Source organism: Streptomyces sp. NPDC002324 (assembly GCF_053593335.1).
Genome location: NZ_JBSFCF010000023.1, coordinates 128,101 through 154,940 on the forward strand (window position 1 = coordinate 128,101; position 26,840 = coordinate 154,940).

25 protein-coding genes and 1 pseudogene are annotated in these 26,840 nt (G+C 73.2%); 14 read left to right on the top strand and 12 right to left on the bottom strand.

What is annotated here, in order from left to right; all coding sequences use genetic code 11:
• The first annotated feature begins 65 nt into the window (after positions 1 to 65).
• Together ACWCRJ_RS27430 and ACWCRJ_RS27435 are read left to right on the top strand one after the other, a co-directional pair.
• Complete coding sequence (locus ACWCRJ_RS27430; RefSeq protein ID WP_450941800.1) at positions 66 to 686, top strand: hypothetical protein; 621 nt, start codon at positions 66 to 68, stop codon at positions 684 to 686.
• Positions 687 to 791: 105 nt separating this feature from the next.
• The gene (locus ACWCRJ_RS27435) at positions 792 to 1,307 is read left to right on the top strand and encodes a mycothiol transferase (RefSeq protein ID WP_450941801.1); all 516 of its coding nucleotides are present in this window, start codon (positions 792 to 794) and stop codon (positions 1,305 to 1,307) included.
• Positions 1,308 to 1,356: 49 nt separating this feature from the next.
• Here ACWCRJ_RS27435 and ACWCRJ_RS27440 read toward each other — a convergent pair whose 3' ends face one another.
• The 4 genes from ACWCRJ_RS27440 to ACWCRJ_RS27455 form a co-directional block, all read right to left on the bottom strand.
• A complete protein-coding gene (locus tag ACWCRJ_RS27440; protein WP_450941802.1) occupies positions 1,357 to 2,421 on the bottom strand; it encodes an adenosine deaminase in 1,065 nt (354 codons plus the stop codon).
• 88 nt (positions 2,422 to 2,509) lie between these two features.
• The gene (locus ACWCRJ_RS27445) at positions 2,510 to 2,905 is read right to left on the bottom strand and encodes a VOC family protein (RefSeq protein WP_450941803.1); all 396 of its coding nucleotides are present in this window, start codon (positions 2,903 to 2,905) and stop codon (positions 2,510 to 2,512) included.
• Positions 2,906 to 3,103: 198 nt separating this feature from the next.
• Entirely contained in the window at positions 3,104 to 4,312 is a 1,209-nt protein-coding gene (locus tag ACWCRJ_RS27450) for a hypothetical protein (protein ID WP_450941804.1), read from the bottom strand.
• A gap of 193 nt (positions 4,313 to 4,505) precedes the next feature.
• Positions 4,506 to 5,393, bottom strand: a complete 888-nt coding sequence (locus ACWCRJ_RS27455) for a glycoside hydrolase family 19 protein (RefSeq protein WP_450941805.1) — start codon at positions 5,391 to 5,393, stop codon at positions 4,506 to 4,508.
• A 290-nt stretch (positions 5,394 to 5,683) separates the two neighbouring features.
• Between ACWCRJ_RS27455 and ACWCRJ_RS27460 the strand changes: the two genes are divergently transcribed.
• Positions 5,684 to 6,727 (top strand): acyl-CoA dehydrogenase family protein, encoded by a 1,044-nt coding sequence (locus ACWCRJ_RS27460; RefSeq protein ID WP_450941806.1) that lies wholly within the window; start codon positions 5,684 to 5,686, stop codon positions 6,725 to 6,727.
• 56 nt (positions 6,728 to 6,783) lie between these two features.
• Entirely contained in the window at positions 6,784 to 7,284 is a 501-nt protein-coding gene (locus ACWCRJ_RS27465; protein ID WP_450941807.1) for a GNAT family N-acetyltransferase, read from the top strand.
• 10 nt (positions 7,285 to 7,294) lie between these two features.
• On the opposite strand, the gene ACWCRJ_RS27470 is transcribed toward ACWCRJ_RS27465, so the two are convergent.
• The 5 genes from ACWCRJ_RS27470 to ACWCRJ_RS27490 all read right to left on the bottom strand — a co-directional run bounded on the left by ACWCRJ_RS27470 (position 7,295) and on the right by ACWCRJ_RS27490 (position 12,521).
• Entirely contained in the window at positions 7,295 to 8,446 is a 1,152-nt protein-coding gene (locus ACWCRJ_RS27470; RefSeq protein WP_450941808.1) for an LLM class flavin-dependent oxidoreductase, read from the bottom strand.
• A gap of 85 nt (positions 8,447 to 8,531) precedes the next feature.
• Positions 8,532 to 9,086, bottom strand: coding sequence for an NADPH-dependent FMN reductase (gene ssuE / locus ACWCRJ_RS27475; RefSeq protein WP_450941809.1), 555 nt, complete (start codon positions 9,084 to 9,086; stop codon positions 8,532 to 8,534).
• A 324-nt stretch (positions 9,087 to 9,410) separates the two neighbouring features.
• The gene (locus ACWCRJ_RS27480) at positions 9,411 to 9,494 is read right to left on the bottom strand and encodes a putative leader peptide (protein ID WP_351096744.1); all 84 of its coding nucleotides are present in this window, start codon (positions 9,492 to 9,494) and stop codon (positions 9,411 to 9,413) included.
• Between the two features lie 269 nt (positions 9,495 to 9,763).
• Positions 9,764 to 11,854 carry an MMPL family transporter gene (locus tag ACWCRJ_RS27485; RefSeq protein WP_450941810.1) on the bottom strand — a complete coding sequence of 697 codons (2,091 nt, stop codon included), beginning with the start codon at positions 11,852 to 11,854 and terminating at the stop codon, positions 9,764 to 9,766.
• A 160-nt stretch (positions 11,855 to 12,014) separates the two neighbouring features.
• Complete coding sequence (locus tag ACWCRJ_RS27490) at positions 12,015 to 12,521, bottom strand: MarR family winged helix-turn-helix transcriptional regulator (RefSeq protein WP_450941811.1); 507 nt, start codon at positions 12,519 to 12,521, stop codon at positions 12,015 to 12,017.
• Between the two features lie 124 nt (positions 12,522 to 12,645).
• Between ACWCRJ_RS27490 and ACWCRJ_RS27495 the strand changes: the two genes are divergently transcribed.
• Positions 12,646 to 14,175 (top strand): SDR family oxidoreductase, encoded by a 1,530-nt coding sequence (locus tag ACWCRJ_RS27495; RefSeq protein WP_450941812.1) that lies wholly within the window; start codon positions 12,646 to 12,648, stop codon positions 14,173 to 14,175.
• 108 nt (positions 14,176 to 14,283) lie between these two features.
• Positions 14,284 to 15,645, top strand: a complete 1,362-nt coding sequence (locus ACWCRJ_RS27500) for a cryptochrome/photolyase family protein (RefSeq protein ID WP_450941813.1) — start codon at positions 14,284 to 14,286, stop codon at positions 15,643 to 15,645.
• Here the strand turns inward: ACWCRJ_RS27500 and ACWCRJ_RS27505 are convergent.
• Complete coding sequence (locus ACWCRJ_RS27505; RefSeq protein WP_450941814.1) at positions 15,579 to 16,661, bottom strand: MerR family transcriptional regulator; 1,083 nt, start codon at positions 16,659 to 16,661, stop codon at positions 15,579 to 15,581. The genes ACWCRJ_RS27500 and ACWCRJ_RS27505 overlap by 67 nt on opposite strands.
• A 148-nt stretch (positions 16,662 to 16,809) precedes the next feature.
• Between ACWCRJ_RS27505 and ACWCRJ_RS27510 the strand changes: the two are divergent.
• The 4 genes and pseudogenes from ACWCRJ_RS27510 to ACWCRJ_RS27525 all read left to right on the top strand — a co-directional run.
• Positions 16,810 to 17,073 (top strand): annotated as a pseudogene (locus ACWCRJ_RS27510) (sigma factor); the annotation flags it as partial.
• A 412-nt stretch (positions 17,074 to 17,485) separates the two neighbouring features.
• Positions 17,486 to 17,941, top strand: coding sequence for an SPW repeat protein (locus ACWCRJ_RS27515; RefSeq protein WP_450941815.1), 456 nt, complete (start codon positions 17,486 to 17,488; stop codon positions 17,939 to 17,941).
• A 144-nt stretch (positions 17,942 to 18,085) separates the two neighbouring features.
• Positions 18,086 to 19,336 carry an aminoglycoside phosphotransferase family protein gene (locus tag ACWCRJ_RS27520; protein ID WP_450941816.1) on the top strand — a complete coding sequence of 417 codons (1,251 nt, stop codon included), beginning with the start codon at positions 18,086 to 18,088 and terminating at the stop codon, positions 19,334 to 19,336.
• A 247-nt stretch (positions 19,337 to 19,583) separates the two neighbouring features.
• Complete coding sequence (locus tag ACWCRJ_RS27525) at positions 19,584 to 20,462, top strand: GNAT family N-acetyltransferase (RefSeq protein ID WP_450941817.1); 879 nt, start codon at positions 19,584 to 19,586, stop codon at positions 20,460 to 20,462.
• Between the two features lie 30 nt (positions 20,463 to 20,492).
• Here ACWCRJ_RS27525 and ACWCRJ_RS27530 read toward each other — a convergent pair whose 3' ends face one another.
• Complete coding sequence (locus ACWCRJ_RS27530) at positions 20,493 to 21,287, bottom strand: GNAT family N-acetyltransferase (RefSeq protein WP_450941818.1); 795 nt, start codon at positions 21,285 to 21,287, stop codon at positions 20,493 to 20,495.
• Between the two features lie 216 nt (positions 21,288 to 21,503).
• On the opposite strand from ACWCRJ_RS27530, the gene ACWCRJ_RS27535 reads away from it, so the two are divergent.
• Together ACWCRJ_RS27535 and ACWCRJ_RS27540 are read left to right on the top strand one after the other, a co-directional pair.
• Positions 21,504 to 22,061, top strand: coding sequence for a nucleoside deaminase (locus tag ACWCRJ_RS27535; RefSeq protein WP_450941819.1), 558 nt, complete (start codon positions 21,504 to 21,506; stop codon positions 22,059 to 22,061).
• A 79-nt stretch (positions 22,062 to 22,140) separates the two neighbouring features.
• A complete protein-coding gene (locus tag ACWCRJ_RS27540) occupies positions 22,141 to 23,313 on the top strand; it encodes an acyltransferase family protein (RefSeq protein WP_450941820.1) in 1,173 nt (390 codons plus the stop codon).
• Here ACWCRJ_RS27540 and ACWCRJ_RS27545 read toward each other — a convergent pair.
• Positions 23,291 to 24,142 carry a GNAT family N-acetyltransferase gene (locus ACWCRJ_RS27545; RefSeq protein WP_450941821.1) on the bottom strand — a complete coding sequence of 284 codons (852 nt, stop codon included), beginning with the start codon at positions 24,140 to 24,142 and terminating at the stop codon, positions 23,291 to 23,293. The genes ACWCRJ_RS27540 and ACWCRJ_RS27545 overlap by 23 nt on opposite strands.
• 325 nt (positions 24,143 to 24,467) lie before the next feature.
• Between ACWCRJ_RS27545 and ACWCRJ_RS27550 the strand changes: the two genes are divergently transcribed.
• Positions 24,468 to 26,120: an alpha/beta hydrolase gene (locus ACWCRJ_RS27550; protein ID WP_450941822.1), complete on the top strand. Its 1,653-nt coding sequence runs from the start codon at positions 24,468 to 24,470 to the stop codon at positions 26,118 to 26,120.
• 124 nt (positions 26,121 to 26,244) lie between these two features.
• On the top strand, positions 26,245 to 26,775 hold the full coding sequence (locus tag ACWCRJ_RS27555; RefSeq protein ID WP_450941823.1) for a DUF4232 domain-containing protein: 531 nt from the start codon (positions 26,245 to 26,247) through the stop codon (positions 26,773 to 26,775).
• The last annotated feature ends 65 nt before the right edge of the window (positions 26,776 to 26,840 follow it).

Below are 26,840 nucleotides of genomic sequence, written 5' to 3' on the forward strand. Positions count from 1 at the left end.
TCGGCGCAGCGGCACCACACCCACATCCACGTACCCGTCGAGGTACATGTTCACGGGGGACACCCATGCCCAAGCGCACCCGAGCGAACACGCTCACCGCACTCGTCGTCGCGGGTCTCACCGCCGGCTCCGCACTCGCCGCCGGCGCCTTCCCGGCGGCCGCGGCGCAGGCGAGCGGCGCACCGAAGTATCTGTCGGCGTCCCAGCTCCCGCCGCACCCCTCGTCCTCGTGGACGGCGGGCAAGATCGAGGACGGTGTCCCCGAGGAACTGCGGTACTGCCTGGGCGACGCGCTCCTGGCCTACGACGTCAACCACCGCTCCTTCCGGACGGACCTGGAGACCAGTGCCAGGCAGCTCGTCGTCGTCGCCGGCAGCGCCGGCAAGGCCAAGGCGCTCGCCACCCGCCTGAACAAGGACTTCCGGGACTGTGTCGGCGACTCCTCCGACCCGGACGTCGCGGCCGAGTACCGGGACCTCGGGAAGCTGCCCGTCGAGGAGGGCGCCCACGTCCACGGCGTCGCCACCGTCACGTCCTGGGGGGCCATGGACATCCGGCTGCTGTCGGTGGGCCGGGACGGCCGGACCGTCACCGTCGTGGACTGGGGCCAGATGGGCGGCTTCAAGGACGCGCCGGTCAAGGCGTTCAAGAAGACGACCACCACCGCCGTCGCCAAGCTCTACTGAGCACCACCGCACACGCGCCGTCCCCGTGCGGTGGAAGGTCACCGGCCACGGCACCGCGAAGCACGGGGCGGTGCGGGCGCGGCCCGGATGCTCGATGGTGGACGTATGGATGTGAAGGACGTTCTCATCGACGCGTTCGGCCGGATCCGGGAGGAGGTCCACGCCGTCGTGGACGGACTGTCCCCGGCCGACCTCCACGCCCGGCCCGCCCCCGTCGCCAACTCCGTCGGCTGGCTGGTGTGGCACCTCACCCGGATCCAGGACGACCACGTGGCCGACGCCGCCGGACGGGAGCAGGTCTGGCTGTCCCAGGGCTGGGAGAAGCGTTTCGGGCTGGCCCTGCCGGTCCGGGACACGGGCTACGGGCACAGCCCGGCGCAGGTGGCGCAGGTACGGGTCGGCTCGGGTGACCTGCTCACCGGATACTTCGACGCCGTGCACGAACAGACGGGGGAGTTCGTGCGCGGCGTCGATGCCGATGCCCTCGACCGGATCGTGGACGAGCGGTGGACACCGGCCGTCACCCTCGGCGTACGCCTGGTCAGTGTCCTGGCCGACGACCTTCAGCATGTCGGCCAGGCGGCGTACGTGCGGGGGCTGGTCCGGCGCGAGGGCGGCTAGGAGACCGCCCGGAGGACCTCCGGGGATGTCCGGGGACCTCCGGAGGCCTCTAGGAGGCGTAGCCCGGCAGGACGACGTCCTCGATGAGGGCGTTGCGCTCGTCGAACGGGACGAAGGCGCTCTTGAGGGCGTTGACGGTGACCGTGCGCAGGTCGTCGAGGGTCCAGCCGGCCTCGTCGACGAGCAGGGTCATCTCCCGGGTCATGGTGGTGCCCGAGACCAGACGGTTGTCCGTGTTGAGGGTGACGCGGAAGCCGAGGTCCTTCAGCGCCGTGATCGGGTGCCCGGCGATGGAGTCGGCGGCGCCGGTCTGGAGGTTGGAGGTGGGGCACATCTCCAGGGCGATCCGGCGGTCGCGGACCCAGGAGGAGAGGCGGCCGAGCTTGCCGTCGACGATGTCCTCGGTGATGCGGACGCCGTGGCCGATGCGCTGGGCGCCGCAGACCTGGAGGGCCTGGTGGATGCTGGGCAGTCCGTGGGCCTCGCCGGCGTGGATGGTGAAGGGGACGCTCTCGCCGCGCAGGTGCTCGAAGGCGGCCAGGTGGTCTGCGGGCGGGAAGCCGTCCTCGGCGCCCGCGATGTCGAAGCCGACGACGCCGGCGTCCCGGAAGACCACCGCCAGGTCGGCGGCCTCGCGGACCCGGTCGAACATGCGCATCCCGCACAGGATCGTGCCGACGCGGACCGGGGTGCCCTGGGCCGCCGCCTTGGCCATGCCCGCGGCCAGGCCCTCCTGGACGGTCTCGACGACCTCGCTCATGGTGAGCCCGCCCGTCGTGTTCAGCTCGGGGGCGTAGCGCACCTCGCCGTAGACGACACCGTCGGCGGCCAGGTCGAGCACGTACTCCTCGGCGGCGCGCAGCAGTCCCTCACGGGTCTGCAGCACGGCGAGGGTGTGCTCGAAGGTGGCTATGTAGCGCACCAGGTCACCGGAGTTGGCGGCCTCGTAGAACCAGGCGGCGAGCGCCTCCGGGTCGGTCTCCGGGAGGGTGTGACCGACCTGCGCGGCGAGTTCCACGAGCGTGGCGGGGCGCAGACCGCCGTCGAGGTGGTCGTGCAGGACGACCTTGGGGAGGCGGCGGATGGTGTCGGCGTCGATGCGGGGCGCGGTCATGGCGTTCGTTCCTCGGCAGGTGGTGCGGCGGTGGGGCGGGGGCGGTGACCGAGGGGCTCGGTCGGCGGGACGGTTCGGGCGGCCCGGGTCAGTCGGCGGCGGGCTGGAGAAGGTCCCAGCGGTTGCCGTACAGGTCCTCGAAGACGGCGACGGAGCCGTACGGCTCATGGCGCGGTTCCTCCAGGAACGTGACACCGGCGGCCCGCATCCGGGCGTGGTCGCGGGCGAAGTCGTCGGTGTGCAGGAAGAACCCCACGCGTCCGCCGGTCTGGTCGCCGATCCGGCCGCGCTGGGCCTCGTCCTTGGCCTTCGCGAGCAGCAGTCCGCCGCCCTGCCCCTCACTCCCCGGCTCCACGACGACCCAGCGGCTCCCGCCCGGTCTCGGTTCGTCCTCGACGAGCCGGAAGCCGAGCGCCTCGGTGTAGAAGCGGATGGCCTCGTCGTAGTCGTCGACCACGAGGGTGACCAGGGCAATGCGTCTCATCGGGGCCTCTCGGGGTGGCTCGGGGTGGCTCGGGGTTCCCGGGAGGTTATACGTAACACGCACCGGACGGCAAATAGCATTTTCGCGGTACGGCCGCGGAGGCGCCGCGCGGCACGACCGAGGCCCCCTGCCGCGCAGGGGGCCTCGGGGCCCGGCGGGCCGGAAGCCCTGATCACCCGGCAGGGCCGGAACCCGGGATCACTCGCCCGGCGACGCCTTGCGCAGGGCGGCGATGCAGGTGCTGAGGGCCTGCTGGAGGTCCTCCAGGCGCTGGAGCATGTCGTCCTCGTAGATGGCGTCGAGGTCGACGGCGTCGTCGAGGGTCAGCTCCTCGAAGACCTTCGTCGCCTTCTGGAGGCTGCTGTAGAACTTCGTCCGGCGCTCCTGGACCCGCAGTTCGGGGTCCGCCTCGACGGTCTGGACGACGAGTTCCTTGACGGTGTCGTACGCCTCCGTCGCCCACTCGCCGGTGTCCTCGTCGTCGTCCAGCTCGTCGATGAGGGACAGGTGCCGCTCAGCCTCGGCACGCAGCTCGGCGGTGGCGTCGATCACCTGGCCGGCCGGGGTCTTGACCTGCCCGTTCTCCACGATCTGCCGGACGTACCCGATACGGCTGGCCGCCTGGGTCTCGCTGGCGACGGCCTTCTTGAGTTCGTCGGTGCGGGCGATGTCGCGGGCCAGTTCCGTCTGGAGGGAGGGGTCCTCCTTCAGACGGTCGAGGAGCGCGGTGCGGGCCGCCTGCGCGGTGGACGGGTCGGCGAGGATCGCGGCGCGCAGCGCGGTGGGGTTCTCGGCGACCTCCAGCGCCTTGGTCGGGCGGATGCCCTCGGCCTCGGCCGCCGCCGTGATGGCGGTGCCGCGGTCGGAGGTCGCGCTGGAACGGGAGCTGTAGTACGACAGCCACACGTCGGAGTCCGGGAGGTCGATCTCCGCGCCGGGGGCGAGCGCCTCGAAGTGCGGGACCATGCCGTCGTCGGCCGCCCGGTCCCACGCCTTGTAGTACCGCATGACCCGCTCCGGTGAGCACTCGGCCAGTTCGGCGAACCGCTTCGCCGACACCTTCGCCGTCTCACCCGCCGTCTCCCCGCCGGGCCGCACGCTGCGCGCCACCTTCAGCGCGAACGCCCAGCCGCCGGTGCGTGCGTACACCCCGAACTCCCGGGCGTCACGGGCGACCCGCTCATCCACGGCGTCGGCGGAGGTGTCCTCCTCGGGCGCCCGCGCCCCGGACGGCTGCGCCGGCACCCCGGCACCGGACGCATCCTCGGACGCCGGCCCCTCGGCCGCGACGGGCTCGACCCAGAAACCCTCGTCCTGTGCCGGGATCGCCTCGGCGGCCTCCGGCGCGGCGGGGGTCTCGTCGGAGGGCGGTACGGCCGATGCGGAGTGGGCGGTGGCTACGCTCACGGATGACTCTCCCGGGTGGTGACGAACGGCAGGGACAGAACAGGCAGCCTATATGAACCTGTTGACGCCGCTTTGCCCCGACGCCTCGCCCCGGCGCACGGATGCGGCAGGGGGTCGCGGGGCCCGGCCGTGACCGGCGGGGCCCTGCGGGAAAGTCAGGTGCATGACACCCTGGATCAGATCGGTGTGGGCCTCAGCAGTACAGGTTGCCGCCCGCCGAGGTGCCGAGGATCTGGACGAACCGCTGGTACGCGCTCACCCGGCTCTGCACCTGCGCCGGGTTCTTGCCGTCGCACTCCAGCGAGCCGTTGATGCTGCGGATCGTGTGCCCGAAGCCCGCACCGGTGACCATCGCGTTGTGGCCGGTCATCGAGCCGGGGCCCCGCTGGGTGTTCCAGTACCACAGGGCGGTCTTCCAGGCGACGGTCGAGTCGTTCTGCACCAGCCAGGGGTTGCCCAGGAGGTTCAGGCCGAGCGCGTCACCGGCCGCCTTGTAGTTGAAGTTCCAGCTGAGCTGGATGGGACCTCGCCCGTAGTAGGCCGCCTGCCCCGCCGGGCAGCCGTAGGACTGACTCCAGTCGCAGTAGGTGGGGTAGTTGGCGGTGTTCTGCTCGACGATGTGGACGAGACCGCCGGTCTCGTGATTGACGTTGGCCAGGAAGGCGGCGGCCTCCTGCCTCCTGACGGTGTCGCTGCCGGTGGTGGCGAAGGCCGGGTAGGCGCTCATGGCCGCCCGCAGCCCGCTGTACGAGTAGAACGAGTTCCGGTTGGGGAACATCTGGTTGAACTGCGCCTCGCTCACCACGAATCCGGAGGGGTTGCCGGGCCCGTTGTCACAGGCGTACGGCTCCCAGTACCAGGTACTGATGGTGGGGTCGTACCCCGGGTTGTCGTGCTCGGCCACGTACGCCTTGCCGTCGGTGTAGCGCACGATGTCGCCGGTGACGTAGGGCCTGCCGGCCACCCAGCTCGCGTAGCTGGAACAGGGAGCCGCGGACGCGCTCTGGGCGGGCAGCGACAACGGTGTGGATCCGCCGATGACCAGCGCGGTCAGTACGGCGGAGATACGGCGCCTCGACACGGGACCAACTCCTTCGTGGAGCACGGCCGCACCCGGGCGAGAACCCGAAGGCACAAGGGGGCGGGACCTCGCGCGCACGCGCCGACGGGGCCGGTCACGGCGTGGAACGGCCGCGGTGGGGGATGTGGGGCACACTCAACCGCGTTGGTCTGTACCAGTCAAGGGTGTAGACCAGTCAACTCGTATGACGGCAGGTCAGGTGCGCCGCGAGAAGGCCGGCCGGGGAAAGAGAATGATGCTCCGGCCCCGATGATGTGATCTTTGGGGCAGGAGCCGGGGAGAATCACTCCATGACCACGTCACCACACCCCCTCGTCGTCCAGGCGCGCCGACTCGCCGCCGAGGTGCTCGCGCCTCGGGCGGAGCGCGTCGACCAGGAGGGGGTGCCCGCCGACAGCGTCGAGGCGATCAAACGCTCGGGGCTGCTCGGGGTGAGCGCGCCGGTGGCGTACGGCGGGTCGGGCGCTCCCCCCTCCGTGGCGCGGGAGACCGCCGAGATCCTCGCGGGGGCCTGCTGCTCCACGTGGTTCGTGCAGACCCAGCACCACACGCCCGTGCTGACCCTGATGCGGAGCGAACTCCCCGCGCGTGAACGCCTGCTGGGGAAGCTGGCCGGCGGCGAACTGCTGTCCGGCGTCGCGTACGCACATCTGCGCAGGTACCCGCAGGTACCGGTCCGGGCGGTGCCGAAGCGCGGTGGCTGGCTGTTCCACGGCACGGTGCCCTGGTACACGGGGTGGGGCCTCAACGACGTGATGCTGCTGGCCGGGGTGACGGACGCGGACGAGGTGGTGTTCGCCTTCACCGAGGCCAGGGAGCAGTCCGGGCTGAAGGCCTCCGCGCCCCTGCGGCTCGCGGCGCTCACGGCCGCCCGTACGGTCTCGCTCCACCTCGACGGGCTGTGGATCCCCGACGACGCGGTGGCCCTGCACGCCCCGTACGAGTCCTGGGCCGCCGGCGACCGCCCCAAGCCCACCAACGCCTCACCGGCGGTGTTCGGGGTCGCCGAGTCCGCCCTCGCCCTGCTGGACCAGGACGATCCCCTGACCAAGGGGCTGCGCCTCAGGGTGGACAAGGTGCGGCGGCAGGCGTACGCCCTCGCCGACCATCCGGCGCCCCACGAGCACATGGAGGAGCGGCTCGCCCTGAAGACCAAGGCGTTCGACCTGATGCGCACGGCGACGACCGCCGCGGTCGTCGCCGGCGGCGGACGCGCCCTCGACCTGGACAACCGGGCGCAACGCCTGGCCCGCGAGGCCCTGTTCCTGCTCGTGCAGGGCCAGACCGCCGAGGTGCGCCGGGCCCACCTCGGCTCCCTGTCGGCCGCCTACTGACCCCGGGCGCCCCGGGCTCGTGCGAGGCCCGGCCGGTGCCATGTGATGCTGGCGTCATGACCGATCAGCGCGCTGTCTCCGTCGTCCGGTGGCCGGGCCGCACCGCCTCCACCGGGGGCGGCCCGGCCCCGCTGCTGGCCGCCTACCACCTGCGGACGGAGGCAGAGAAGGGCGCCCCTGTCACCGATGCGGCGGAGCTGCCGGACCGCTACCGGGCGGAGATCACCGACCCGGGATCCGCGTTCGCCGGCGATGTCGTGCTGCTGGCACTGGACGGCGACACCGCGGTGGGCTGCGTGGTGGTGACCGCCCCCACCGGCGGACGGTCGGAGATCAAGAGACTGTGGACGGACCCGGCGTTCCGGGGCCGGGGCGCTGCCACCGCCCTCCTCGACGCCGCCCTCGCGCATGCCGCCGACCTCGGCGCGGACACCGTAGGGCTGTCGGTGTGGCAGTGGCGGACCGGGGCCATCGCCCTCTACGGGCGACTCGGCTTCCACGTCACCGAGTCGTGGGACGAGCGGGAGCGACTGGTGTGCATGGAACGCGCGGTGTGAGCGTCGCGGCTCACGCCGGCCGGCTCGCGAACGGCACCTGTGCCGAGGCGGCCGGTGGCCGGGTGAAGGGGTGCTGCCACAGGCCCTGGGCGGCGAGGCGCGGGAGGACGCCCTCGCCGAACCAGTACGCCTCCTCCAGGTGGGGGTGGCCGGAGAGGACGAACTCGTCGATGCCGAGGGCGTGGTACTCCTTGACGCGGTCGGCGACCTCGTCGTGGCTGCCGACCAGCGCGGTGCCCGCGCCGCCGCGCACCAGGCCGACGCCGGCCCAGAGGTTGGGGTGGATCTCCAGGCCGTCGCGGCTGCCACCGTGCAGGGCGAGCATGCGCTGCTGGCCCTCCGACTCGCTGCGGGCGAGTCCGGCCTGCACGGACCGTACGGTCTCGGCGTCGAAGCCGTCGAGCAGCCGGTTCGCCTCCGCCCATGCCTGCGCGGCGGTGTCGCGGGTGATGACGTGCAGCCGGATCCCAAAGCGCAGGGTGCGGCCCTCCTTCTCCGCCAGCCCCTTGATCCAGGCGATCTTCTCGGCCACCCTGGCCGGCGGTTCGCCCCAGGTGAGGTAGACATCGGCGTACCGGGCGGCGATCTCCCCGGCGACGGGCGAGGAGCCGCCGAAGTACACCTCGGGCACCGGGTCGGGCAGCCGGGCCAGCCTCGCGTCCTCGACCCGGAGGTGCTCGCCGTCGAGGTCGACGGTCGCGCCCTCCCACAACTCCCTGACGACGTGCAGGAATTCGCCGGTACGACGGTACCGGGCGTCCTTGTCGAGGAAGTCGCCGTAGGCGCGCTGCTCATGGCTCTCGCCGCCGGTGACGACGTTGAGGAGGAGCCGTCCGCCGGTGTGCCGCTGGAAGGTGGAGGACATCTGGGCGGCGAGGGTGGGCGAGACGAAGCCGGGGCGGAAGGCCACCAGGAACTTCAGGCGTTCGGTGTGCTGACTGACCATCGCGGTGGTCAGCCAGGCGTCCTCGCACCAGGCACCGGTGGGGGTGAGCGCGCCGACGAATCCCAGGTCCTCGGCGGCGCGGGCGATCTGGCCCAGGTAGGCGACCGTCGGCGGCCGGTCCCGGCCGGAGGCGGTGGCGGGGGTGCCGTGGCCGCCGCCGACGACGTGGCGGCTGTCGCCGTTGGTGGGCAGGAACCAGTGGAAGGTGAGGGACACGTGGGGTCTCCGATCAGGGGTGTCCGCGGCTGCAGGTCGTCCCGGTCGCCGTCCGGCCGGGTCCGGTCCGGCGCCGCGTCACGTGTCAGCTCGCGGCGGCCAGTACCGGCGCCGGGCCGAGGGCGGTGAGGAACTGGTCGACGACCTGGTCGAGGGCCTCGGCCGTGGCCGGGGCGACCGTGACCCTGCCGTCCTCCGCCACGGCGATGTCCTTGTCGAGGGTGAACCAGCCGGGGACGATGTGCCGGGCTCCCATGGAGCTGAGCACCGGCCGCAGCGCGTAGTCGATGGCGAGGACATGGGCGGTGGTGCCGCCGGTGGCCAGGGGCAGCACGGTCTTGCCGGTGAGGGCGTACTGCGGGAGCAGGTCGAGCAGGGCCTTGAGGACTCCGGAGTAGGCGGCCTTGTAGACGGGGGTGCCGATGACGATCCCGTCGGCCCGCTCGAAGAGTTCGGTGGCCTCGACGATGGCCGGATGCCTGAAGTCCGCTCCGAGCAGGGCCTCGGCCGGGATCGTGCGGATGTCGAGCGGGACGACCTCGTGGCCCTGGGCGACCAGACGCGCGTCGAGGTGGCGCACGAGCTTCGCCGTGCGGGAGGAGACGGACGGGCTGCCGGAGACGGACAGGACGGTGGCCATGGGCCCTCTTTCTGGGAGCACGGGGAGCCCGAGCGGACGGGCGCCCCGCAAGGAGGTGGTCTGAAGTACCGGGTGGGTCGGGGCGGTTGGCCTGCGCGCGCCTGGCCCGACGTGAACGGCTCGGACCCGGCCGGGGCATGGTCGAAGCCGTTGCTCCGCTCGGTCCCGGTCGCGGAATGCCGCGGAATGTTTCCGGGCACGCCGAATTCGGAATCAGGGGGTGCGCGGGACGCCTGTGAAGGAGCGCGTTCGCTTCAAGGAGTGCGCGGGCAGGGTGAATTCAGGCGCGGAAAGCGGAAATGCGCGGCGGATCGGAAGAGGTGATCAGGCCGCGGAGCGACAGGAGGCGCTGGAGACGCGCGCGAGGTCGACATGGCGTCGCCGCGTGAGGTCCAGTCGCATCTTCATGGAGTCGATCGTGACAGCCGTCGACGACGACCGTCAAGAAGAACCCGATGGGGTCTCGTATCGCGGACCATCGCATTTCACGACAGCGCGTCAGGGAAACGCTCGAACGGGCCGGAAAGCGGCGCGCATTCGGCAGCGCGTCGCCGACGGAACAGCCGCATCGCACAACACCGGTGCATCACCGGCCGTGGGATGCCCGGCACGATTCGGCCCGGGCACCCCATCGGTCATCGGTCATTTGTCATCGGTCATCGGTCATCGGTCGCTGGTCATCGGTCACCGTGTGCCGTCGTCTCGCCGGACCCCACGTTCCCCGGCCACCATGCGCGCTCGCCGAGGTCCCGTACCAGCGCCGGCACCAGGAGCGAACGCACCACGAGGGTGTCGAGGAGGACGCCGAAGGCCACGATGAAGGCGATCTGGGCGAGGAAGGCGAGCGGGATGACGCCCAGCGCGGCGAAGGTCGCGGCGAGCACCACGCCCGCGGAGGTGATGACCCCGCCCGTACCGACCAGACCGCGCAGCACACCCTGGCGCGTGCCGTGCAGCAGTGACTCCTCGCGGACCCGGGACATCAGGAAGATGTTGTAGTCGACGCCCAGCGCGACCAGGAAGACGAACCCGTAGAGCGGCACGGAGGGGTCGGTGCCGGTGAACCCGAGGACGTGCTGGAAGACGAGCGCGGCGACGCCCAGTGTGGCGAGGAAGTTCAGGGCGACCGTGGCGACCAGCAGGACGGGCAGCAGCAGGGAGCGCAGCAGGCCCGTCAGGATGAGCAGGATGAGGGCGAGGACGACGGGGACGATCAGCGTGCGGTCGCGTTCGGCGGTGCGCAGGGTGTCGTACTGCTGTGCGGTGTAGCCGCCGACGAGGGCCTCGGCACCGGGCACGGCGTGCAGGGCGGTCCGCAGGCGGGCCACCGTCCGCTTCGCGGCCTCGCTGTCCGCGGCGGCGTCCAGCGTGACGTCGACCCGTACCCGCCCGTCGACGACCAGGGGCTCGCCGCCGGGTCGGCCGGTCCGGTCGACGGCGGCCGCCGTCGCGACGCCGTCGGTGGCACGGGCCGCGGCGAGCACCCGCTCCAGCCGGCCGGCGTCCGCGACGACGACGGCGGGGTTGCCCGAGCCGCCGGGGAAGTGGGCGCCGAGGGTCTTCTGGGCGGCGACGGAGGGCGCGTCGTTGACGAAGGTCTCGTCCAGGGGGACGCCCCTGGAGGTGAGCGTGGGCGCGAAGGCGGCCCCGGCCAGCAGCGCGGCCAGGGTCAGCGCCCACACCCGGCGCGGCGCCCGGTCGACGAGGCCCGCGACCCGCCGCCACACGCCCTCACCGGCGCGCGGGGTGGCCGACGGACCGCCCGGCTGGGCGGGCCAGTAGGCGGCGCGGCCGAGCGCAACGAGGACGGCGGGCAGGAACGTGAGCGTGGCGAGGACGGCGCAGCCGATGCCGATGGCGCCGACCGGGCCGAGCGCACGGTTGTTGGTGAGGTCGCTGAGCAGCAGGGCGAGCAGGCCGAGGGCGACGGTCGCGGCGCTGGCCACGATGGCGCCCCAGGACTGCCGCAGGGCGGCCCGCATGGCGGCGAACCGGTCGGTGTGCGCGCCGAGTTCCTCCCGGAACCGGGCGGTGAGCAGGAGGGCGTAGTCGGTGGCCGCGCCGATGACGAGGATCGACAGGATGCCCTGGACCTGGCCGTCGACGCGGACCATGCCCTGGTCGGCGAGCGCGTACACGACCGCGCAGGCGAGGCCGAGGGCGAACACCGCGCCCAGGATGATCACCAGCGGGAGCAGCACGCCGCGGTAGACGAGGAGCAGGATCACCAGCACGGTCAGGAGCGCGACGGCGAGCAGCAGGCCGTCGATCCCGGCGAACGCGTCGGTGAGGTCCGCCTGACTGGCGGCGGGGCCCGCCAGCTGGACGGTGGTGCCGGGAACGCGTTCCGCCGCGGCCCGGATCCGTTCCAGGGTGCCGGGCAGGGCGTCGCCGAGGTCGGGCCGCAGCGGGACGACACCGCGCAGTGCCGCCCGGTCCTCGGAGAGCAGGGCGGGCGAGACCTGTCCCGTCACGCCGGGCGTGCCGTCGAGGGAGGCCAGCGCCCGGTCGGCCGCGGCGCGCCGCTCGGCCAGGCCCTCGCCGGTCCACACGACGATCGCCACGAGCGTCTCGTCCTGCCGGAAGGCCCGCTGCGCGGCGATGACCTCGGTGGATTCCGCACTGCGCGGCAGGAACGCGGCCTGGTCGTTGGTGGCGACCTCGCCGAGGCGTCCGGCGTAGGGGCCGAGGACTCCTCCGACGACGAGCCAGACGGCGATCAGCAGGAGGGGAACGAGCCGGCGGGCGCGTCGAGGGGTGGTGGACATGGTGCTCCAGGCTCCGGGGCGGACGGGTCGCCGACAGTCGACGGGACAACTAACTCAATGAAAAACAATCTCAATCATTGAACTTGTTACGGCGGCGATCATAGACAGCACCCGTTCTTCCGCCCGCACCCGGCCCCTGGATGCACCGTGCCCCGCCCGGTCAGCGGGCGGGGTCGGGGCCGGCGCCCAGCTCCTCGTTCATCGCGGCGAGGAAGCGCAGCACCACGACCAGTTCGTCCCCGGTGAACCGCGAGCGGGCTGCCTCGGTCGCCTCCGCGAGGGGCCGGAAATAGGTACGGGCGACCGAGCGCGCGTCGGCCGCGTAGTACAGGTGGACCACTCGGCGGTCGGCGCTCTCCCGGACCCGGCGGACGTGTCCGGCGCGCTCCAGCCGGTCCACGCAGGCGGTGACGGCACCGGAGGTGAGGCCGAGGTGTTCACGCAGGCGTTTCGGTGTCATGGGGGCGTCCGCGTCCAGGATCGCCGCGAGGGCCTGGACGTCCGTCGCGTGCAGCCCGTGATCGCCCGCGAACGCGTGCACCAGCCGGTTGATCTCGCCGTTCATCCGGCGCAGCGCGACGGCGAAGGCGTGCAGGTCGGTCGCCGCCGCGGGGCGGCCGGACCCGTCCCCACCCGCCCGGCGCCCGGGGTCGTTCACAGTGGCCACGCGGTCAGCGTAGCCGTCGTACCGATCACCCGATCGCGCGGCGGCACCCCTCCGGCGCATCCACGACCGCTCTCGCGGTGGAAGGGATGACGGGGGGACGCCGACGCGAGGAACCGAGGAGCCCATGACGGGAGACGCACGCGACAGTGGACCGCTCTGCCTGGTGACCGGCGCGACCGGGTACATCGGCGGGCGGCTCGTCCCCGAGCTGCTGGAGGCGGGCCTACGGGTGCGCTGTCTGGCCCGCTCACCGGAACGGCTGCGCGACCACCCGTGGGCCGACGCCGTCGAGCTGGTCCGCGGCGACGTCACCGACGCGGAGTCCCTGGCCCGGGCGATGCGGGGCGTCGACATCGTCTACTACCTGGTGCACGCGCTGGGGACCGGCAAGGACTTCGAGGAGACGGACCGGCGGGCGGCGCGGATCTTCGGAGAGAGCGCCCGGACCGCCGGGGTGCGCCGGCTCGTGTACCTGGGCGGCCTCACCCCGTACGACGTACCGGAGCGGGAACTCTCGCCTCATCTGCGCTCACGCGCCGAGGTCGGCCGGATCCTGATGGACTGCGGTGTGCCCACCGCCGTGCTGCGGGCGGCGGTCGTCATCGGCTCGGGGTCGGCCTCCTTCGAGATGCTGCGCTATCTCACCGAGCGGCTGCCGGTGATGGTCACCCCCAGCTGGGTGCACACCCGCATCCAGCCCGTCGCCGTCCGGGACGTGCTGCGCGCGCTCGTCGGCTGTGCCCGGCTGCCGGACGACGTCAGCCGGACCTTCGACATCGGTGGCCCGGACGTCCTGACGTACCGCGAGATGATGCGGCGCTACGCCGTCGTCGCGAGGCTGCCGCACCGGCTCATCCTGTCGGTGCCGGTGCTCTCCCCGGGGCTGTCCAGCCACTGGGTCGGGCTGGTGACACCCGTACCGGCCTCGCTCGCCCGGCCGCTCACCGAGTCGCTGCGGCACGAGGTGGTCTGCCGCGAGCACGACATCGCCCGGTACGTGCCGGATCCGCCCGGTCACCCGGTCGGTTTCGACGAGGCCGTACGGCTCGCCCTGCGGAAGGTGCGCGAGGCTGAGGTCGCCACCCGCTGGTCGTCGGCCTCCCTGCCCGGAGCGCCCAGCGACCCGCTGCCCACCGATCCCGACTGGGCCGGCGGCAGCCTCTACACCGACCACCGCGAGCTGGGCGTGGATGCCCCGCGCGCGTCGCTGTGGCGGGTCATCGAGGGCATCGGCGGTGACAACGGGTGGTACTCCTTCCCTCTCGCCTGGGCCGTACGCGGGTGGCTGGACCGGCTCGCGGGCGGGGTGGGTCTGCGCCGGGGCCGCCGGGACGCCGCACGCCTGCGGGTGGGGGACTCGCTGGACTTCTGGCGCGTCGAGGAGATCCAGCCGGGGCGGCTGCTGCGGCTGCGGGCGGAGATGCGGCTGCCGGGTCTGGCGTGGCTGGAGATGCACGCGGACACCGACGACACGGGACGCACCCTGTTCCGTCAGCGGGCCCTGTTCCATCCCCACGGCCTGCTCGGTCACGCGTACTGGTGGAGCGTGGCGCCCTTCCACTCCGTCGTGTTCGGCGGCATGGCCCGCAACATCGCGCGGGCGGCGGTGGCGGACGCCACCGCCCGGGAGCGGGAGGGGGCGCCCCTGTCCTGATGTGCGCCCTACGCCCGCGCCCGGCCCGTGCATCCGCCGGGTGCCCAGGGCCGGAAGCAGCCGAAGCCCCTCCTCCCCTCTCCCTCGTCCCTCTCCCCGGAGCCCGTCATGAACGTCTCGGTCGTCCTGTTCACCTGCGATCTGCGGCTGCACGACCATCCGCCGCTGCGCGCCGCCCTCGACGGATCGCGGCAGGTGGTCCCGCTGTTCGTGCGCGACCGGGCCGTGGACCGCGCCGGGTTCGCCGCACCCAACCGGCTGGCGTTCCTCGCCGACTGTCTGCGCGACCTGGACGCGGGGCTGCGGGAGCGGGGCGGCCGGCTCGTGGTGCGCTCCGGGGACCTGGTGGAGGAGGTGTGCAAGGTGGCCGGCGAGGCGGACGCCGACGAGGTGCACCTCGCGGCCGACGTCAGCGCGTACGCCCACCGTCGCGAGGAACGGCTGCGGCGCGCGCTGGAGGCCGAGGGCGTACGCCTGCACGTCCACGACACGGTGACGACCGCCGTGGACCCCGGCGCGGTGCTGCCGACCTCCTCGGACCACTTCGCGGTCTTCACGCCGTACTTCTCCCACTGGTCCCGGCGGCGGCTGCGGGACCCGTTGACCGCGCCGCGGACGGTGCACGTGCCGGACGGCGTCGGTTCCGAGGAACTTCCGTCCCGCACAGGGCTGTCCGGCCTCTCGCCCGGCCTGGCGGCGGGCGGCGAGACGGAGGGCCGCGCCCGGTTCTCGGCCTGGCTGCGGTCGGGCATCGAGGCGTACGAGGACCGGCACGACGACCTGGCGGGCGACGCGACCTCCCGGCTCTCGCCGCATCTGCACTTCGGCACCCTCTCCCCCGTCGAACTCGTGCACCGCTCCCGCCGGGTGGGCGGTCCGGGCGCCGAGGCGTTCGTACGGCAGCTGGCGTGGCGGGACTTCAACCGCCAGGTACTGGCCGCGCGACCGGCGGCGGCGACCGTGGACTACCGTGCCAAGCACGACCGTTGGCGGACCGCGCCGGACGAGGTCGAGGCGTGGCGGGCGGGTCGCACCGGCTATCCGGTGGTCGACGCGGCCATGCGCCAGCTCCGGCACGAGGGCTGGATGCACAACCGGGGCCGGCTCCTGACGGCGAGCTTCCTCACCAAGACCCTGTACCTCGACTGGCGCGTCGGCGCCCGGCACTTCCTGGACCTCCTGGTCGACGGCGACCTGGCCAACAACCAGCTCAACTGGCAGTGGATGGCCGGCACCGGCACCGACACCCGCCCCAACAGGGTCCTCAACCCGGTCACCCAGGCGAAGCGGTACGACCCGGACGGAGAGTACGTACGGCGCTGGGTACCGGAGTTGGCGGACCTCGCGGCACCGGCGGTGCACGAACCCTGGAAGCTGCAGGGACTGGACCGTGCCGCGCTCGACTATCCGGAGCCGATCGTCGAGCTGTCGGAGGGACGGGAGCGGTTCCTGCGGGGGCGCAGTTCCTGATCCGGCCGGGCCGCCCGTCCGTACAGACCGGACAGTGCCTCCACCGCCTCTTCGAGCGAGGACGGCCTGAGCGTCCCCGAGGTGGGGCGCCCGTGCCAGCCGGGGCCCCCGAGCACGACGAGCGGCCGGCGGCGGGCGCCCTTGACGCCCCAGCGCATGGCGGCGACATGGTGGGCCAGGGGCGGGCTCGCCGTGGAGCGGGCCTGGGCCCACAGGACCACGGCCGCCGGGCCGAGCCGCTCGACCGCCGAGGTGAGCGCCTCGGCGGGGACGGCCGAGCCGAACATCCTGGCGGGCAGGCCCAGTTCGCCGAGCGCCGCACCGAGCGCCTCCAGCGGCAGGCTGTGCTGTTCGCCGGGCACGCAGGCCAGGACGACCGGGCCCGGGGCGGTGGCGTCGTGGCGAGGTGCGGGCGCCCGGGTATGGCGGCGCAGGGCGGTGGAGACGTGCCAGGACAGCAGGTGCTCCACCTCGACGTAACGGTCACCGGACGACGCCCACTTCCGGCCCACCGCGTGCAGCGTCGGCACCATCACGTCCTGCCAGGCGGCCGTCAGCCCGTGCCGCTCGACGGCCGCGGCCAACAGGTCCTCCACCGCCGGGGCGTCGAGGCGCACGGCGGCGCGGGCGAGGCCCCGGCACTCCTCGCGGGTGCCTTCTCCCGGGGACGGCCGGCCGGACGCGGGCTGCCGCCGCGGCGGATCCCCGTCCGGCACCCGGGCTCCCGCGCGCCCGTCCTCCGCGTCTCTCGCCTTCGGGGTCCCCGCCCCCGCGCGTGCCGCGCGCGCCGCCTCGCCGGGTGGCAGCCCGGCGGACGTCAGCCGGCACATCTCCTCCACCACCGCCACGTCCCGCGGGCTCCAGCGCCGGTGCCGTCCGTCCGCGCGGACCGCGGGCCCGATGCCGTAGCGGCGGTCCCAGGACCGCAGCGTCGTGGGGGACACGCCCAGCCGCCGTGCCAGGGCACCGCTGGTCAGGCCCGGATCGGCGGGGCTCTCCTCCCCGTACGCACCCATGGGGGCGATCATATGATGCACAAGCGATGCGAGGTGAAGTCCTGCCTCGCGGGCTCGCACGACGGCGGCATGCGCACCGCCCGGCGTGCGGAGCCGCCCGCAGGAGTCCTGCGAGTCATCTGAGTCCTGTGGGGGGCCTTCGAGTCCTGTGGGTGACGCCGCCGTACCCGCGGACGAGGAACCGGCGCGGGGGCCCGGTGGCGGGCGACGACGACTGCCTGGCGGCCGCATACCACCGCTGGTCCGCTCTGGTCCACGCGCTCGCCCGGCGCAGCCTCGGCGCCACCGGCGAGGCCGAGGACGTCACGCAGCAGGTGTTCCTGGGCGTGTGGAGCGGCCGGCCCGGCTACCGGCCCGAGCGCGGCGCGTTGGTTGCCTGGACGTCGGGATCGCCCGGCGCCGGATCGCCGACAACGGAACGCACGGGTCTGCCCCGGCGCGACAAGGAGTCACACCCGGCGGGCGCTGCGCCGGCTGCACAGCCGTCCGAAGGGCGCGAGTGGATTCTGAACCCGCTCGGCCGTCCAGGTATTCGACGCACAAACGTTTCATGCTGCCGGGTGCATCCGACTGCCGCCCGGCCGACGAAGAAGCAGGCGCGAGGGCCGGACGGCCGGGGCGCTTCCGGTCGAGGGCGCGGCCCCCGCCAGGACCCGCCTCCGAGGAGCGGTCGGCGCTTCTCGGGGGCAGGTCCGCTCCCTGCACTTCCTCGGCTCCGACGACTACACATAAAGGGAAAATAAGCGCAGAATGAACATATGCGGCGCTTACCGCACACCCCACCGGACGCGGTCAGGCCTGCAGAGTTCAAGGGAGTTCGAGTCATGGCCAACGTCTCACACAGGAGTGACATCACCAGCCACCCCGACGCACCCGAAATGCAGGCCCGGTTCGCCGGCATGCTCGGAGGCCGCGATGTGGCGCTCGTGGACGGACCGGTGTTCCTCCTCGGTCTGTACTGCGCCGTGTCCCCGTGGATACTCCACTACACGACGAGCCAGCCGGCGCTCGCGTCCCACAACCTCATCGTGGGCATCGCCATCGGTCTGCTGGCTCTCGGCTTCACCGCGGCACCGGAGAGAATGTACGGCCTGAGCTGGGCCATGTGCGCGCTGGGTGTCTGGATGATCGTCGCGGCGTGGATCGTCGGCGACAGCCCGGACGCCGGTGTCGTGGTCAACAACATCATCATCGGCTGCCTGGCACTGCTGCTGGGGCTGATGTGCGCAGGCGCCGCGGCCAAGGGCACCACGCGTGCGGGCCGCACGCCGCAGGTGTAGAACCGGACGCCCGCGAGGGGTGACGGCGGCCGACCCGCTCAGGCGGGCCGGCCGCCGGCCCCGGTTCGGCCCAGCCCGGCCCGGCCCGGCCCGCGCACGGTTATTCGCTGGCCCGTCTTCGACCGAGGCCCCCAGACTGTCGCCGTGAGTCGAACCTTCAGCGCATGGGTGACCTCGGGTGCGGACTTCCTGGGTGTCACCGGTCCATTTCCCGTCGACGTTCCGTGGTGGGCCGAGGTCGAGCCCGTCGTGGAGCGACTGGAGCACATCCTCGGGGTCCCGGTGTTCGTGCTGCGGCTGCTGGAGGTGGACGGCGGCGAGAGCGGCCGAGACGGGCATGTGACGTACCACGTGGAGGCGTCGGGGCGCCCACGCACCGGGCCCCTGCGCCAACGCCCCCTGGACCAGGGCCTGTTGCGGACGGAGGACGCCCTGCGCTCACCCTGGGCGCGGGCCGACGGGCTGCGGGAACTGCTGGACTGGGCCGCGCGCGCACTCGCCGCGCAGGGGCGGCCGGTGACGGGGCCGGTCGAACAGCGGCGGACGTGGAACCTGGCGGGACTCTTCCGGCTGCCCACCACCCGAGGGCCGGTCTGGCTCAAGGCGACACCGCCCTTCGCCTCCGACGAGGCCGCGGTCATCGGCGCGTTCGCCGGGGTGGACACGGATCTCGTGCCTAAGGTCCTCGCCGTGGGCGAGCGGCGCGTGCTGCTGGAGCACATCCCGGGCGAGGACTGCTGGACGGCCGACGACGCCATGGTCGCGGCCGGGGTCCGCCGGTTCGTCGCCGCCCAGGCGGCCCTGGCCGGCCGACGTCCTCCAGGACTTCGCGACCGGCGGGACCGGCCCCTCGGCGATCTGGTGCGCGAACTACTCGACGGACGAGCAGAGTTGGGCCTCACCGACGAGGAGCGGGACGGGGCACGGGAGCTGACGCACCGCTGGGACCGGCTCGCCGAATGCGGGCTGCCCGACACGCTCGTCCACGCGGACTTCCATCCGGGCAACTGGCGCAGCGACGGCCGGCCGCCCGTCGTCGTCGACTTCGCCGACTCCCACTGGGGCAACCCCGTGCTGGACTGTCTGCGCCTGCACGACTTCCTCCCCGAGGCGGTACGCCCGACGGCCGTCCGTGTCTGGGCCGACGCCTGGCGGGCCCACGCCCCCTCCAGCGACCCCGTCCGCGCACTCGCCCTGGCCGAGCCCCTGGCGCACCTCTCGTACGCCCTGCGCTACCAGGAGTTCCTCGACGGCATCGAAGCGTCCGAGCGGCCGTACCACGAGGGGGACCCGACGTCGGTCATCCGACGGGCGCTGCGGTGCGCCGCACACCCGAGCCCCGACTTCGCGCAGGCGGCCGACCGGAGGGACCATGCCGGGGAGCCGCTCGCGTGACGAGCGGGGGGCCGACCGCATGCCAGGCGGCGGAACCGCACGCCGTCCCCGCCGCCACGGGCGGGCGGTCACCCGCGACCGGGGGCAGGGTGCGGCGGCCGGAGGGGTGGTGGCAGGGTGCGGCGGCCGGACGGGTGGTGGCAGCGGCGGCGCCGGGCGCGCCCGGAATCGCGTTGCGGGGCGTGCCGCCCGGCGGCTAGCGTCGCCGGGCCTCGTCATCCACCCGCCGACCAGCCCCGGAGCCCGCTTGCCCCCGCGCGTCACGCCCCTCGTCGACCCCGCCACCACCCCGTCCAGCCGCCGCCTCGCCTGGCTGGCGTCCGAGGCGGACGGCGTCCCCCGCGGATCCGCCTTCCTGCGGCTGTTCACCAAGGAGGGGCAGAAGCATCTGGCCGAGCTGGACTGCGCCGTGCACCCGGCCGAGCGGCGGCAGGGTGTCGGCACGGCGCTCCTCGACGCGGCGGTCGGCTCCGCACGCGCCGACGGCCGCCGCGCTCTCGTCGCCCAGGCCCGACAAGGCTCCCCGGGCGACGCGTTCCTGGCGGCACGCGGATTCCGCCGGGTGCTGACCCTGGTGTACGCCCGGCTCGAACTCGCCGCGATCGACCCCGACCACGTCACGCGGATCCTCGAACGTCCCTGTCCCGGCTACCACTTGACCAGCTGGACGGGCGTCGTACCGGAGAACCTCGCGCTGAGCTACGCCGCGTCACGCCGCGCGATGGACGACATGCCGATGGGCGACACCGACTACGGGACGGTGGTCTGGGACGTGGAGCGCGTGGTCGCCGCCGCCGAGGCGATCGCGAAGCGCGGCGACTCGCTGTACACCGTGGCCGCGGTGCACACGTCGAGCGGCACCGTCGTGGGCTTCTCGGAACTCGTCCTGCCGGGCGGCGGCGAGCGCGAGGGGCAGCACTACGGCACGGCCGTGCTGCCCGGGCACCGGGGTCACGCGCTGGGGCTCCGGATGAAGGCGCAGGCCGTCCTCCATGCCCACCGCCTGGCCCCCGACCTGGCGCTGCTCACCGACACCGCCGAGGAGAACGCCCCGATGCGCCGGGTCAACGACGCGCTCGGCTACCGGCCCACGCACACGTCCATCGAGTACCAGCTCGACCTGTGACGTGGTCGGCGCCGACCGCCTCCCGGAGGGTCAGGCGGCTGCCGTGCTCCCGACCGCGTACTCGTACGGCGTGGTGGTCGTGAGCGGCTCGAAGCCCAGGCGGGCCAGGATCGGACGGCTGGTGGCGAGCGCGTCGACCTGCACGTAGCGGTAGCCGCGGTCGGCGGCGACGCGGGCGCGGTGGGCGACCAGGGCCCGGTAGACACCGCGGCCCCGCCAGCCCTCTACGGTACCGCCGCCCCACAGGCCGGCGAAGCGCGTGCCGGGGACCAGTTCCATCCGCGCGGCGCTCACGGGTTCGTCGCCGACGAGGGCCACGACGGCCACGACCGACTCGGGGTCCCCGGTGAGCTGGGCCAGCAGCTGGTGGCGCATCCGGGTGCTGTCCGTGCCGAACGCCCTCTCGTGGACGTCGGCCACCAGGTCCACCCCCGCGCTGTCGGTGACCGGGAGCAGCCGTACGCCCTCGGGCGGCTCGATGTCGAGGCTCAGGTCGGCGATCTCCGCGATCATCAGCGTCTCCTCCGGAGCGGCCGTGAACCCGGCGTCGCGCAGGCGCCGGCCCAGGTCGACCGGGAGATCGTGGCCGTACAGCTTCCATTCGAAGTCGCGGCCGAGGCTGGAGAAGTACCGGATCTGTTCGGTGATCGCCGCGTCCGCCCGCGCCTCGTCGAGGTCGGACCAGACGACACCGCTCCAGCCGTTCTCGAACCCGACCTGGCGCACCACCCCGCCCACGCGCTCGATCCGGGCTCCGGGCCCGTCGGGGCGGGCGCCCTCCCGCATGTCCCGGTCGAACAGTGCCAGCACAGCAGCGTGATCCATACCGCTCACTCCATCACCAGTCGTTCGCCCTGGCAACGGAATTCACCCGCTTCTTCGCATCGGGAGCGATACGGACCCGTGCCCGCGCCACCTGCCGGGGCGCCCGGCGCGGCCGCACGGGTGCCGCTCGCGCGCGAGCGGTCGGGGATCGGGCACACGACGTAAGGTGCACGTCCCGACGGGTGGCCGAGCGGTTCGAGGAGGGCGTGGACGACCATGGTGAAGGAATCCGAACTGGTGTACCTGCGACGCTGTGTCGCGCTCGCGGCCGAGGCACTGGAGAGCGGTGACGAACCGTTCGGTTCGGTCCTGGTCGGCGGTGACGGCACCGTGCTGGCCGAGGACCACAACCGGGTGGCCGGTGGCGACCGCACCCGTCACCCGGAGTTCGAGCTGGCCCGCTGGTCGGCGGCACGGCTCACCGTCGAGGAGCGCGCGGCGGCGACCGTGTACACCTCGGGCGAGCACTGCCCGATGTGCGCCGCCGCCCACGCCTGGGTGGGCCTCGGCCGCATCGTGTACGTCGCCTCGTCCGAGCAACTCGGCATCTGGATGGACGAGTTGGGGGTGCCCGCGCCACCGGTGCGGACGCTGCCGGTGCGGGAGATCGCGCCCGGGGTGACGGTCGAGGGGCCGGTGCCGGAGCTGGCCGGGGAGGTGCGGGCCCTGCACCGCCGGTTCCACGCAGGGACGGGCGGCGCGGTCGCCGCGGAGGACGGGGACGGGCGGGACGGGGACGAGAGGCCGGACGGGGACGGGCCGAACGGGGACTGAAAGACGGAAGGAGGACTGGGACGGGCGGGACGGGGCAGGCGGTCCGGGTTCCGTCGTCGTCGCCCGGAGACCTTCACCGATGTCCGAAGACGTGGTGCCGCACACCGCCCCGGGCCCGTCGGCCCAGCCCGAGGGCGCGAGGTCACGGCCGAGGCAGGCTTCGCGGGACCCGTACTTCGACAACGCGAAGTACCTGACCATCGTCCTGGTGGCCTGCGGGCACGCGTGGGAGCCGCTGACGTACGGCAGCCGGACCGTGACGGCCGCGTATCTGACCGTCTACGCGTTCCACATGCCGGCCTTCGCCCTGATCTCCGGGTACTTCTCGCGGAGCTTCGACATGGCGCCGGGCCGGCTGAAGCGGCTGATGACGGGGGTGGTGCTGCCGTACGTCGTGTTCGAGACGGCGTACACCCTGTTCTACCGGTGGGCGCAGGACGATCCGGGCTATCCGCTGAGCCTGCTGGATCCCTGGTACGTGATGTGGTTCCTGGTCGCCCTGTTCATCTGGCGGCTGACCACGCCCCTGTGGCTGATGCTGCGCCATCCGCTGCCCGTCGCGCTGGGTCTGGCGATGCTGGCGGCGGTCTCACCGGATCTCGGCGGTGACGTCTCCATCCAGCGTGTGCTGGGGTTCCTGCCGTTCTTCGTCCTCGGGCTGACGCTGCGGGCCGAGCACTTCGAGCTGCTGCGCACCCGCCGGGTGCGGCTGTGTCTGCTCCCGGTGGGCCTCGGGGCGTTCGCGGCCGCGTACCGGGTGGCGCCGTGGTTCGACGCGGGCTGGTTCTATCACCGGGGCAGTGTCACCGGCCAGGGGGTGTCCCGCTGGACGGGCCTGCTGACCACGCCCGCCCTGTTCGCTCTGGCGGTGCTGCTGACGGCCTGCTTCCTGGCCTGGGTGCCGCGCCGGCACCTGTGGTTCACGACGCTGGGCGCCGGCACGATGTACGGCTACCTGCTGCACGGCTTCGTGATCAAGTGGGCGCGGTTCCGGGACTGGTACGCCGTGGAGTGGCCGCACACCCCGCTCGGGCAGCTGGCCGTGACGGCCCTCGCGGTCGGCGGCATCACCCTGCTGTGCATCGCGCCCGTACGCGCCGTGTTCCGCTGTGTCGTCGAGCCACGCATGGAGTGGGCGTTCAAGAAGGGCGACGCCGCCCCGCCGGCCCGGGCCGAGAACGCTCCGGCCCGGGCCGGAGCGGGGGACGCCGCCCCGTCCCCCACGTCGCCTAGCCGAGTTCGAGAGTCGTGACCCCGAAGACGCGCTCCGCCGCGTACGGCCGGATCGGGCCGGTGTACATACGGGCCGTCTCGAAGGACGGTGTCAGCCCGTACTCCTCCACCAGCGCGACGGCGGCCGTGTGCGGCTCCGGCACGTCGATGGCCAGTTCACGGCCCGCCGCCTCGGTGGCGAGCCCGGTCAGGAGCGCGCGGGCGTCGGCGGCGGTGTCGGCGAACAGGGGGCCGATCCGCAGGGCGTCCCGGCCCGGGCGGATGACGCCGTAGCCGGCGAGCCGCCCGTCGACGACCCGCGCGAGGGCGCGGTGTCCGTCGGCGGTCAGCCACCGCTGAAGGAAGCGGGGGCGGTCGGCCGGGTGGCAGGCACTGTCGTAGGCGGCCAGCGACGCGGCGTCCCGGACCGGCCGCATGCCGTCGGGCAGGCCGGCCGCCCCGGGGATCACGCCCGCGTACCGGAAGGTGCGGTGGGCGGGCTCGAAGCCGGACAGGCGGTAGTTGTCCTGCTGCGCGACCACTCCGTCGAGGCCGACCGTGCGGTCGCCGGCGTGGGCGAGTGCGGCCTTCCAGGTGGTGAGGCCGTGGCCCCGGCCGCGCAGGTCCGGGCGGACCAGGTAGAAGCCGAGGAAGGCGTGGTGGTCGCCGTAGGTGACGACGGAGACGGACGAGACGGGTTCGCCGTCGATCCGGCCGATGAAGAAGCCCTCGGGGTCCTGCGCGAAGAAGCACGCGGGGTCGGAGAGCCCCGGGTTCCAGCCCTCCTCGCCCGCCCATCGGGCGACCACCGCCCAGTCGTCGAGCGTGGCCCGGGTGACGACGAGGTCCTGATGCCCCGCGGAGGTCATCTCTGCGCTCCTTCGCTGACGCGGACGCCCGGCCGCCGGGCGGCCGGGGGTGCGGTGGTCGGCCCGCCCCGCACAGCATCCTCGCCGAAGCCCGAGCACGCCCGCGACGCCGGAAACGGCCGATCCCGCCGGGCGACGGGCCCGCCCGGCGGCCCCCTTCACACGGACGAGCGACCCGCCCCCGGCCGCCGTACGGGGCCGGGAGCGGCGCAGGATACGGCGCTCGCGGCCGCCCCGCCCGCTGGGAGGCGTGCCCGCGAGGGGCCGCCTATGGTGATCCGGGGGTTGTCCCCGGCCGCCCGGCCGGGTGTCCCTGGAGGCACGCATGCGGTCCACGCACAGACGGCGCCCGCTCGCCGGAGCCGCGGTCGCGGTGCTGGCCCTGCTGGGGGCCGCGCTGCCGGCCACGGTGGCGAGCGCCGAGAAGAAGCAGGACGACGAGCGGGCCGACCTGACCCGCTTCTACCGCCAGAAGATCAAGTGGTCGAAGTGCGAGGGCATGGAGGTGCCCAGGGATCTGCGGTGCGGCAAGATCACCGTGCCGCTCGACTACGCCCGGCCCACGGCCGGCACCCTCGACCTGGCGGTGGCCCGCTACCGGGGCACCGGCGACCCGCGCGGCTCCCTGCTGCTGAACTTCGGCGGACCCGGCGGCCCGGGCGTTCCCGAACTCGCCTACAGCGGCGCGGACTTCATGGATCTCACCAACGGCTACGACCTCGTCTCCTTCGACCCGCGCGGGGTGGGCCGCTCCTCCCCCGTCAGCTGCGGCGACGGCACCGAGGAGGCGCTGGAGGCGACCGACGACGGGAGCGACGCCGACCACCCGCAGGCCGCGCTCACGCGGCTGCGGCGGGCCGCCGCCGCGTGCCGGAAGAACTCCGGCCCCGTGCTGCCGCACATCGGCACCGTCGACGCCTCCCGCGACCTGGACGTGATGCGCGCCGCCCTCGGCGACGAGAAGCTCAACTACCTCGGCTTCTCCTACGGGACCCGGCTGGGCGCGGTCTACGCGGCGCGGTTCCCCGACAAGGTGGGCCGCATGGTCCTCGACGGGGTGGACACCCTCACCGAGCCGCTGACCGAGCAGGGGCTGGTGGGCGCGGCGGGCCAGCAGACCGCGCTGGAGGACTACCTCGACGCGTGCACCGAGCAGCTGACGTGCCCGTTCGGGCAGGATTCCCGCTCGGCCCGTGAGCAGGTCGTCGCACTGGTCGAATCACTGGACGAGTCCCCGGTCCCGTCGGACTTCGGGGCGGACTTCACGGGCCAGGACCTGGTGGGCGCCATCGGTCACGCCCTCTACAGCGAACAGCTGTGGCCCCTGCTCACTCAGGCGCTCAACATGCTCGTCCACGACGGCGACACCCGGGGTGTCATCGCCCTCTCGGGCGGCGGTTTCGCCCCGCACACCACCCCGTACCGGTCGGCGCCGTCCTCCGCGGCGGTACCGGCCCGCCCGCACGAGCCCACCGAACCCACCGCGTCCGGCACACCGGCACCGCACGCCGGACTCGTCGACGCCGAGAAGGTGCCGCTGGACAACTACCCGGCCGCGCTCATGGCGATCAACTGCGCCGACGACCCCGACCGACCCACCGCCAGGGAGATCACCGACAACCTGGCGGAACTGCGGGCGGCCTACGAGGACGCCTCCCCCGTCTTCGGCGCGTACCGGCTGACCCAGGTGCTGATGTGCTACGGCCGCCCCGCGGGGACCGACTTCATCCGCGAGAAGGTACGGGACGTCGACACCCCGAAGATCCTGCTCGTCGGCACCCGGGGGGACCCGGCCACCCCCTACCGCTGGACCGTCGAGACGGCGAAGCGGCTCGGCTCCTCGGCCGTCGTGCTCGACAACAAGGGCAAGGGGCACACCGGGTACGGATCGTCGAAGTGCGTGCACGAGAAGGTCGACGACTTCCTGCTGTACGGGACGCTGCCGGACGACGCAGGTTCATGCGGAGCCGACGATTGAGCATCGGGCGTGTAACACGCGCCGGTCCGGTACAACCGAGCGCCCACCCCGGACGTCACACTGGGCAGACGTCACGTTTGCGCGTGCCGTACCCGTACGTGACCAAAACTGGGGGATTCCACCGATGCGTATTCGTTCCTTGCTCACCGTCTCCACCGTGGCGACCGCCGGCGCCGCGCTGCTCATCGCCGCCGCTCCGCAGGGGCTGGCCGCCCAGCCCGCCGCGAAGACCCCGGCCTGCAAGTCGAAGGTCCTCAAGCTGGCAGCCAAGCAGTCGAAGGACGCGCGGATCGTGCACATCAGCGTCAAGAACACCGGCACCCGCACCTGCACCATCGACCGCCTGCCCGTGGTCACCTTCGGCGACCTCGACGGGGCGGCCCAGCCGGTGCCGTCGGGCGAGAGCGGCCCGTACAAGGTCGGCGCGGGCAAGACGGTCTACGCGGCCGTCCGCACGATCGCCGATCTCAAGGACCCGGAGGCGCGTCGCGTCGACACGATCACGGTGTCGGCCAACCCCAACCTCAACGGCCGTACGTTCACCCTGAAGCAGCTGGGCGCGACCAAGAAGGTCAGGGTCTGGGAGCCGGTGACCACCTGGTGGAAGCCGTCCAAGGCCGCCGCCGACAAGGCACTGGAGAAGGAAGTCGGCTGACCCACGCGACTGCCGCACCGCACCGACGAGCCCGTCGGGGGGGGCCCGGGGCGGGGGCGCCGCCC

Excerpts from the sequence above, each read along its gene's own strand:
- ACWCRJ_RS27430 (WP_450941800.1), top strand. The coding sequence starts at position 66 with ATGCCCAAGCGCACCCGAGCGAACACGCTCACCGCACTCGTCGTCGCG.
- ACWCRJ_RS27435 (WP_450941801.1), top strand. The coding sequence starts at position 792 with ATGGATGTGAAGGACGTTCTCATCGACGCGTTCGGCCGGATCCGGGAG.
- ACWCRJ_RS27440 (WP_450941802.1), bottom strand. The coding sequence starts at position 2,421 with ATGACCGCGCCCCGCATCGACGCCGACACCATCCGCCGCCTCCCCAAG.
- ACWCRJ_RS27445 (WP_450941803.1), bottom strand. The coding sequence starts at position 2,905 with ATGAGACGCATTGCCCTGGTCACCCTCGTGGTCGACGACTACGACGAG.
- ACWCRJ_RS27460 (WP_450941806.1), top strand. The coding sequence starts at position 5,684 with ATGACCACGTCACCACACCCCCTCGTCGTCCAGGCGCGCCGACTCGCC.
- ACWCRJ_RS27465 (WP_450941807.1), top strand. The coding sequence starts at position 6,784 with ATGACCGATCAGCGCGCTGTCTCCGTCGTCCGGTGGCCGGGCCGCACC.
- ssuE (WP_450941809.1), bottom strand. The coding sequence starts at position 9,086 with ATGGCCACCGTCCTGTCCGTCTCCGGCAGCCCGTCCGTCTCCTCCCGC.
- ACWCRJ_RS27480 (WP_351096744.1), bottom strand. The coding sequence starts at position 9,494 with ATGAAGATGCGACTGGACCTCACGCGGCGACGCCATGTCGACCTCGCG.
- ACWCRJ_RS27485 (WP_450941810.1), bottom strand. The coding sequence starts at position 11,854 with ATGTCCACCACCCCTCGACGCGCCCGCCGGCTCGTTCCCCTCCTGCTG.
- ACWCRJ_RS27495 (WP_450941812.1), top strand. The coding sequence starts at position 12,646 with ATGACGGGAGACGCACGCGACAGTGGACCGCTCTGCCTGGTGACCGGC.
- ACWCRJ_RS27500 (WP_450941813.1), top strand. The coding sequence starts at position 14,284 with ATGAACGTCTCGGTCGTCCTGTTCACCTGCGATCTGCGGCTGCACGAC.
- ACWCRJ_RS27505 (WP_450941814.1), bottom strand. The coding sequence starts at position 16,661 with ATGGGTGCGTACGGGGAGGAGAGCCCCGCCGATCCGGGCCTGACCAGC.
- ACWCRJ_RS27515 (WP_450941815.1), top strand. The coding sequence starts at position 17,486 with ATGGCCAACGTCTCACACAGGAGTGACATCACCAGCCACCCCGACGCA.
- ACWCRJ_RS27530 (WP_450941818.1), bottom strand. The coding sequence starts at position 21,287 with ATGGATCACGCTGCTGTGCTGGCACTGTTCGACCGGGACATGCGGGAG.
- ACWCRJ_RS27535 (WP_450941819.1), top strand. The coding sequence starts at position 21,504 with ATGGTGAAGGAATCCGAACTGGTGTACCTGCGACGCTGTGTCGCGCTC.
- ACWCRJ_RS27540 (WP_450941820.1), top strand. The coding sequence starts at position 22,141 with ATGTCCGAAGACGTGGTGCCGCACACCGCCCCGGGCCCGTCGGCCCAG.
- ACWCRJ_RS27545 (WP_450941821.1), bottom strand. The coding sequence starts at position 24,142 with ATGACCTCCGCGGGGCATCAGGACCTCGTCGTCACCCGGGCCACGCTC.
- ACWCRJ_RS27550 (WP_450941822.1), top strand. The coding sequence starts at position 24,468 with ATGCGGTCCACGCACAGACGGCGCCCGCTCGCCGGAGCCGCGGTCGCG.
- ACWCRJ_RS27555 (WP_450941823.1), top strand. The coding sequence starts at position 26,245 with ATGCGTATTCGTTCCTTGCTCACCGTCTCCACCGTGGCGACCGCCGGC.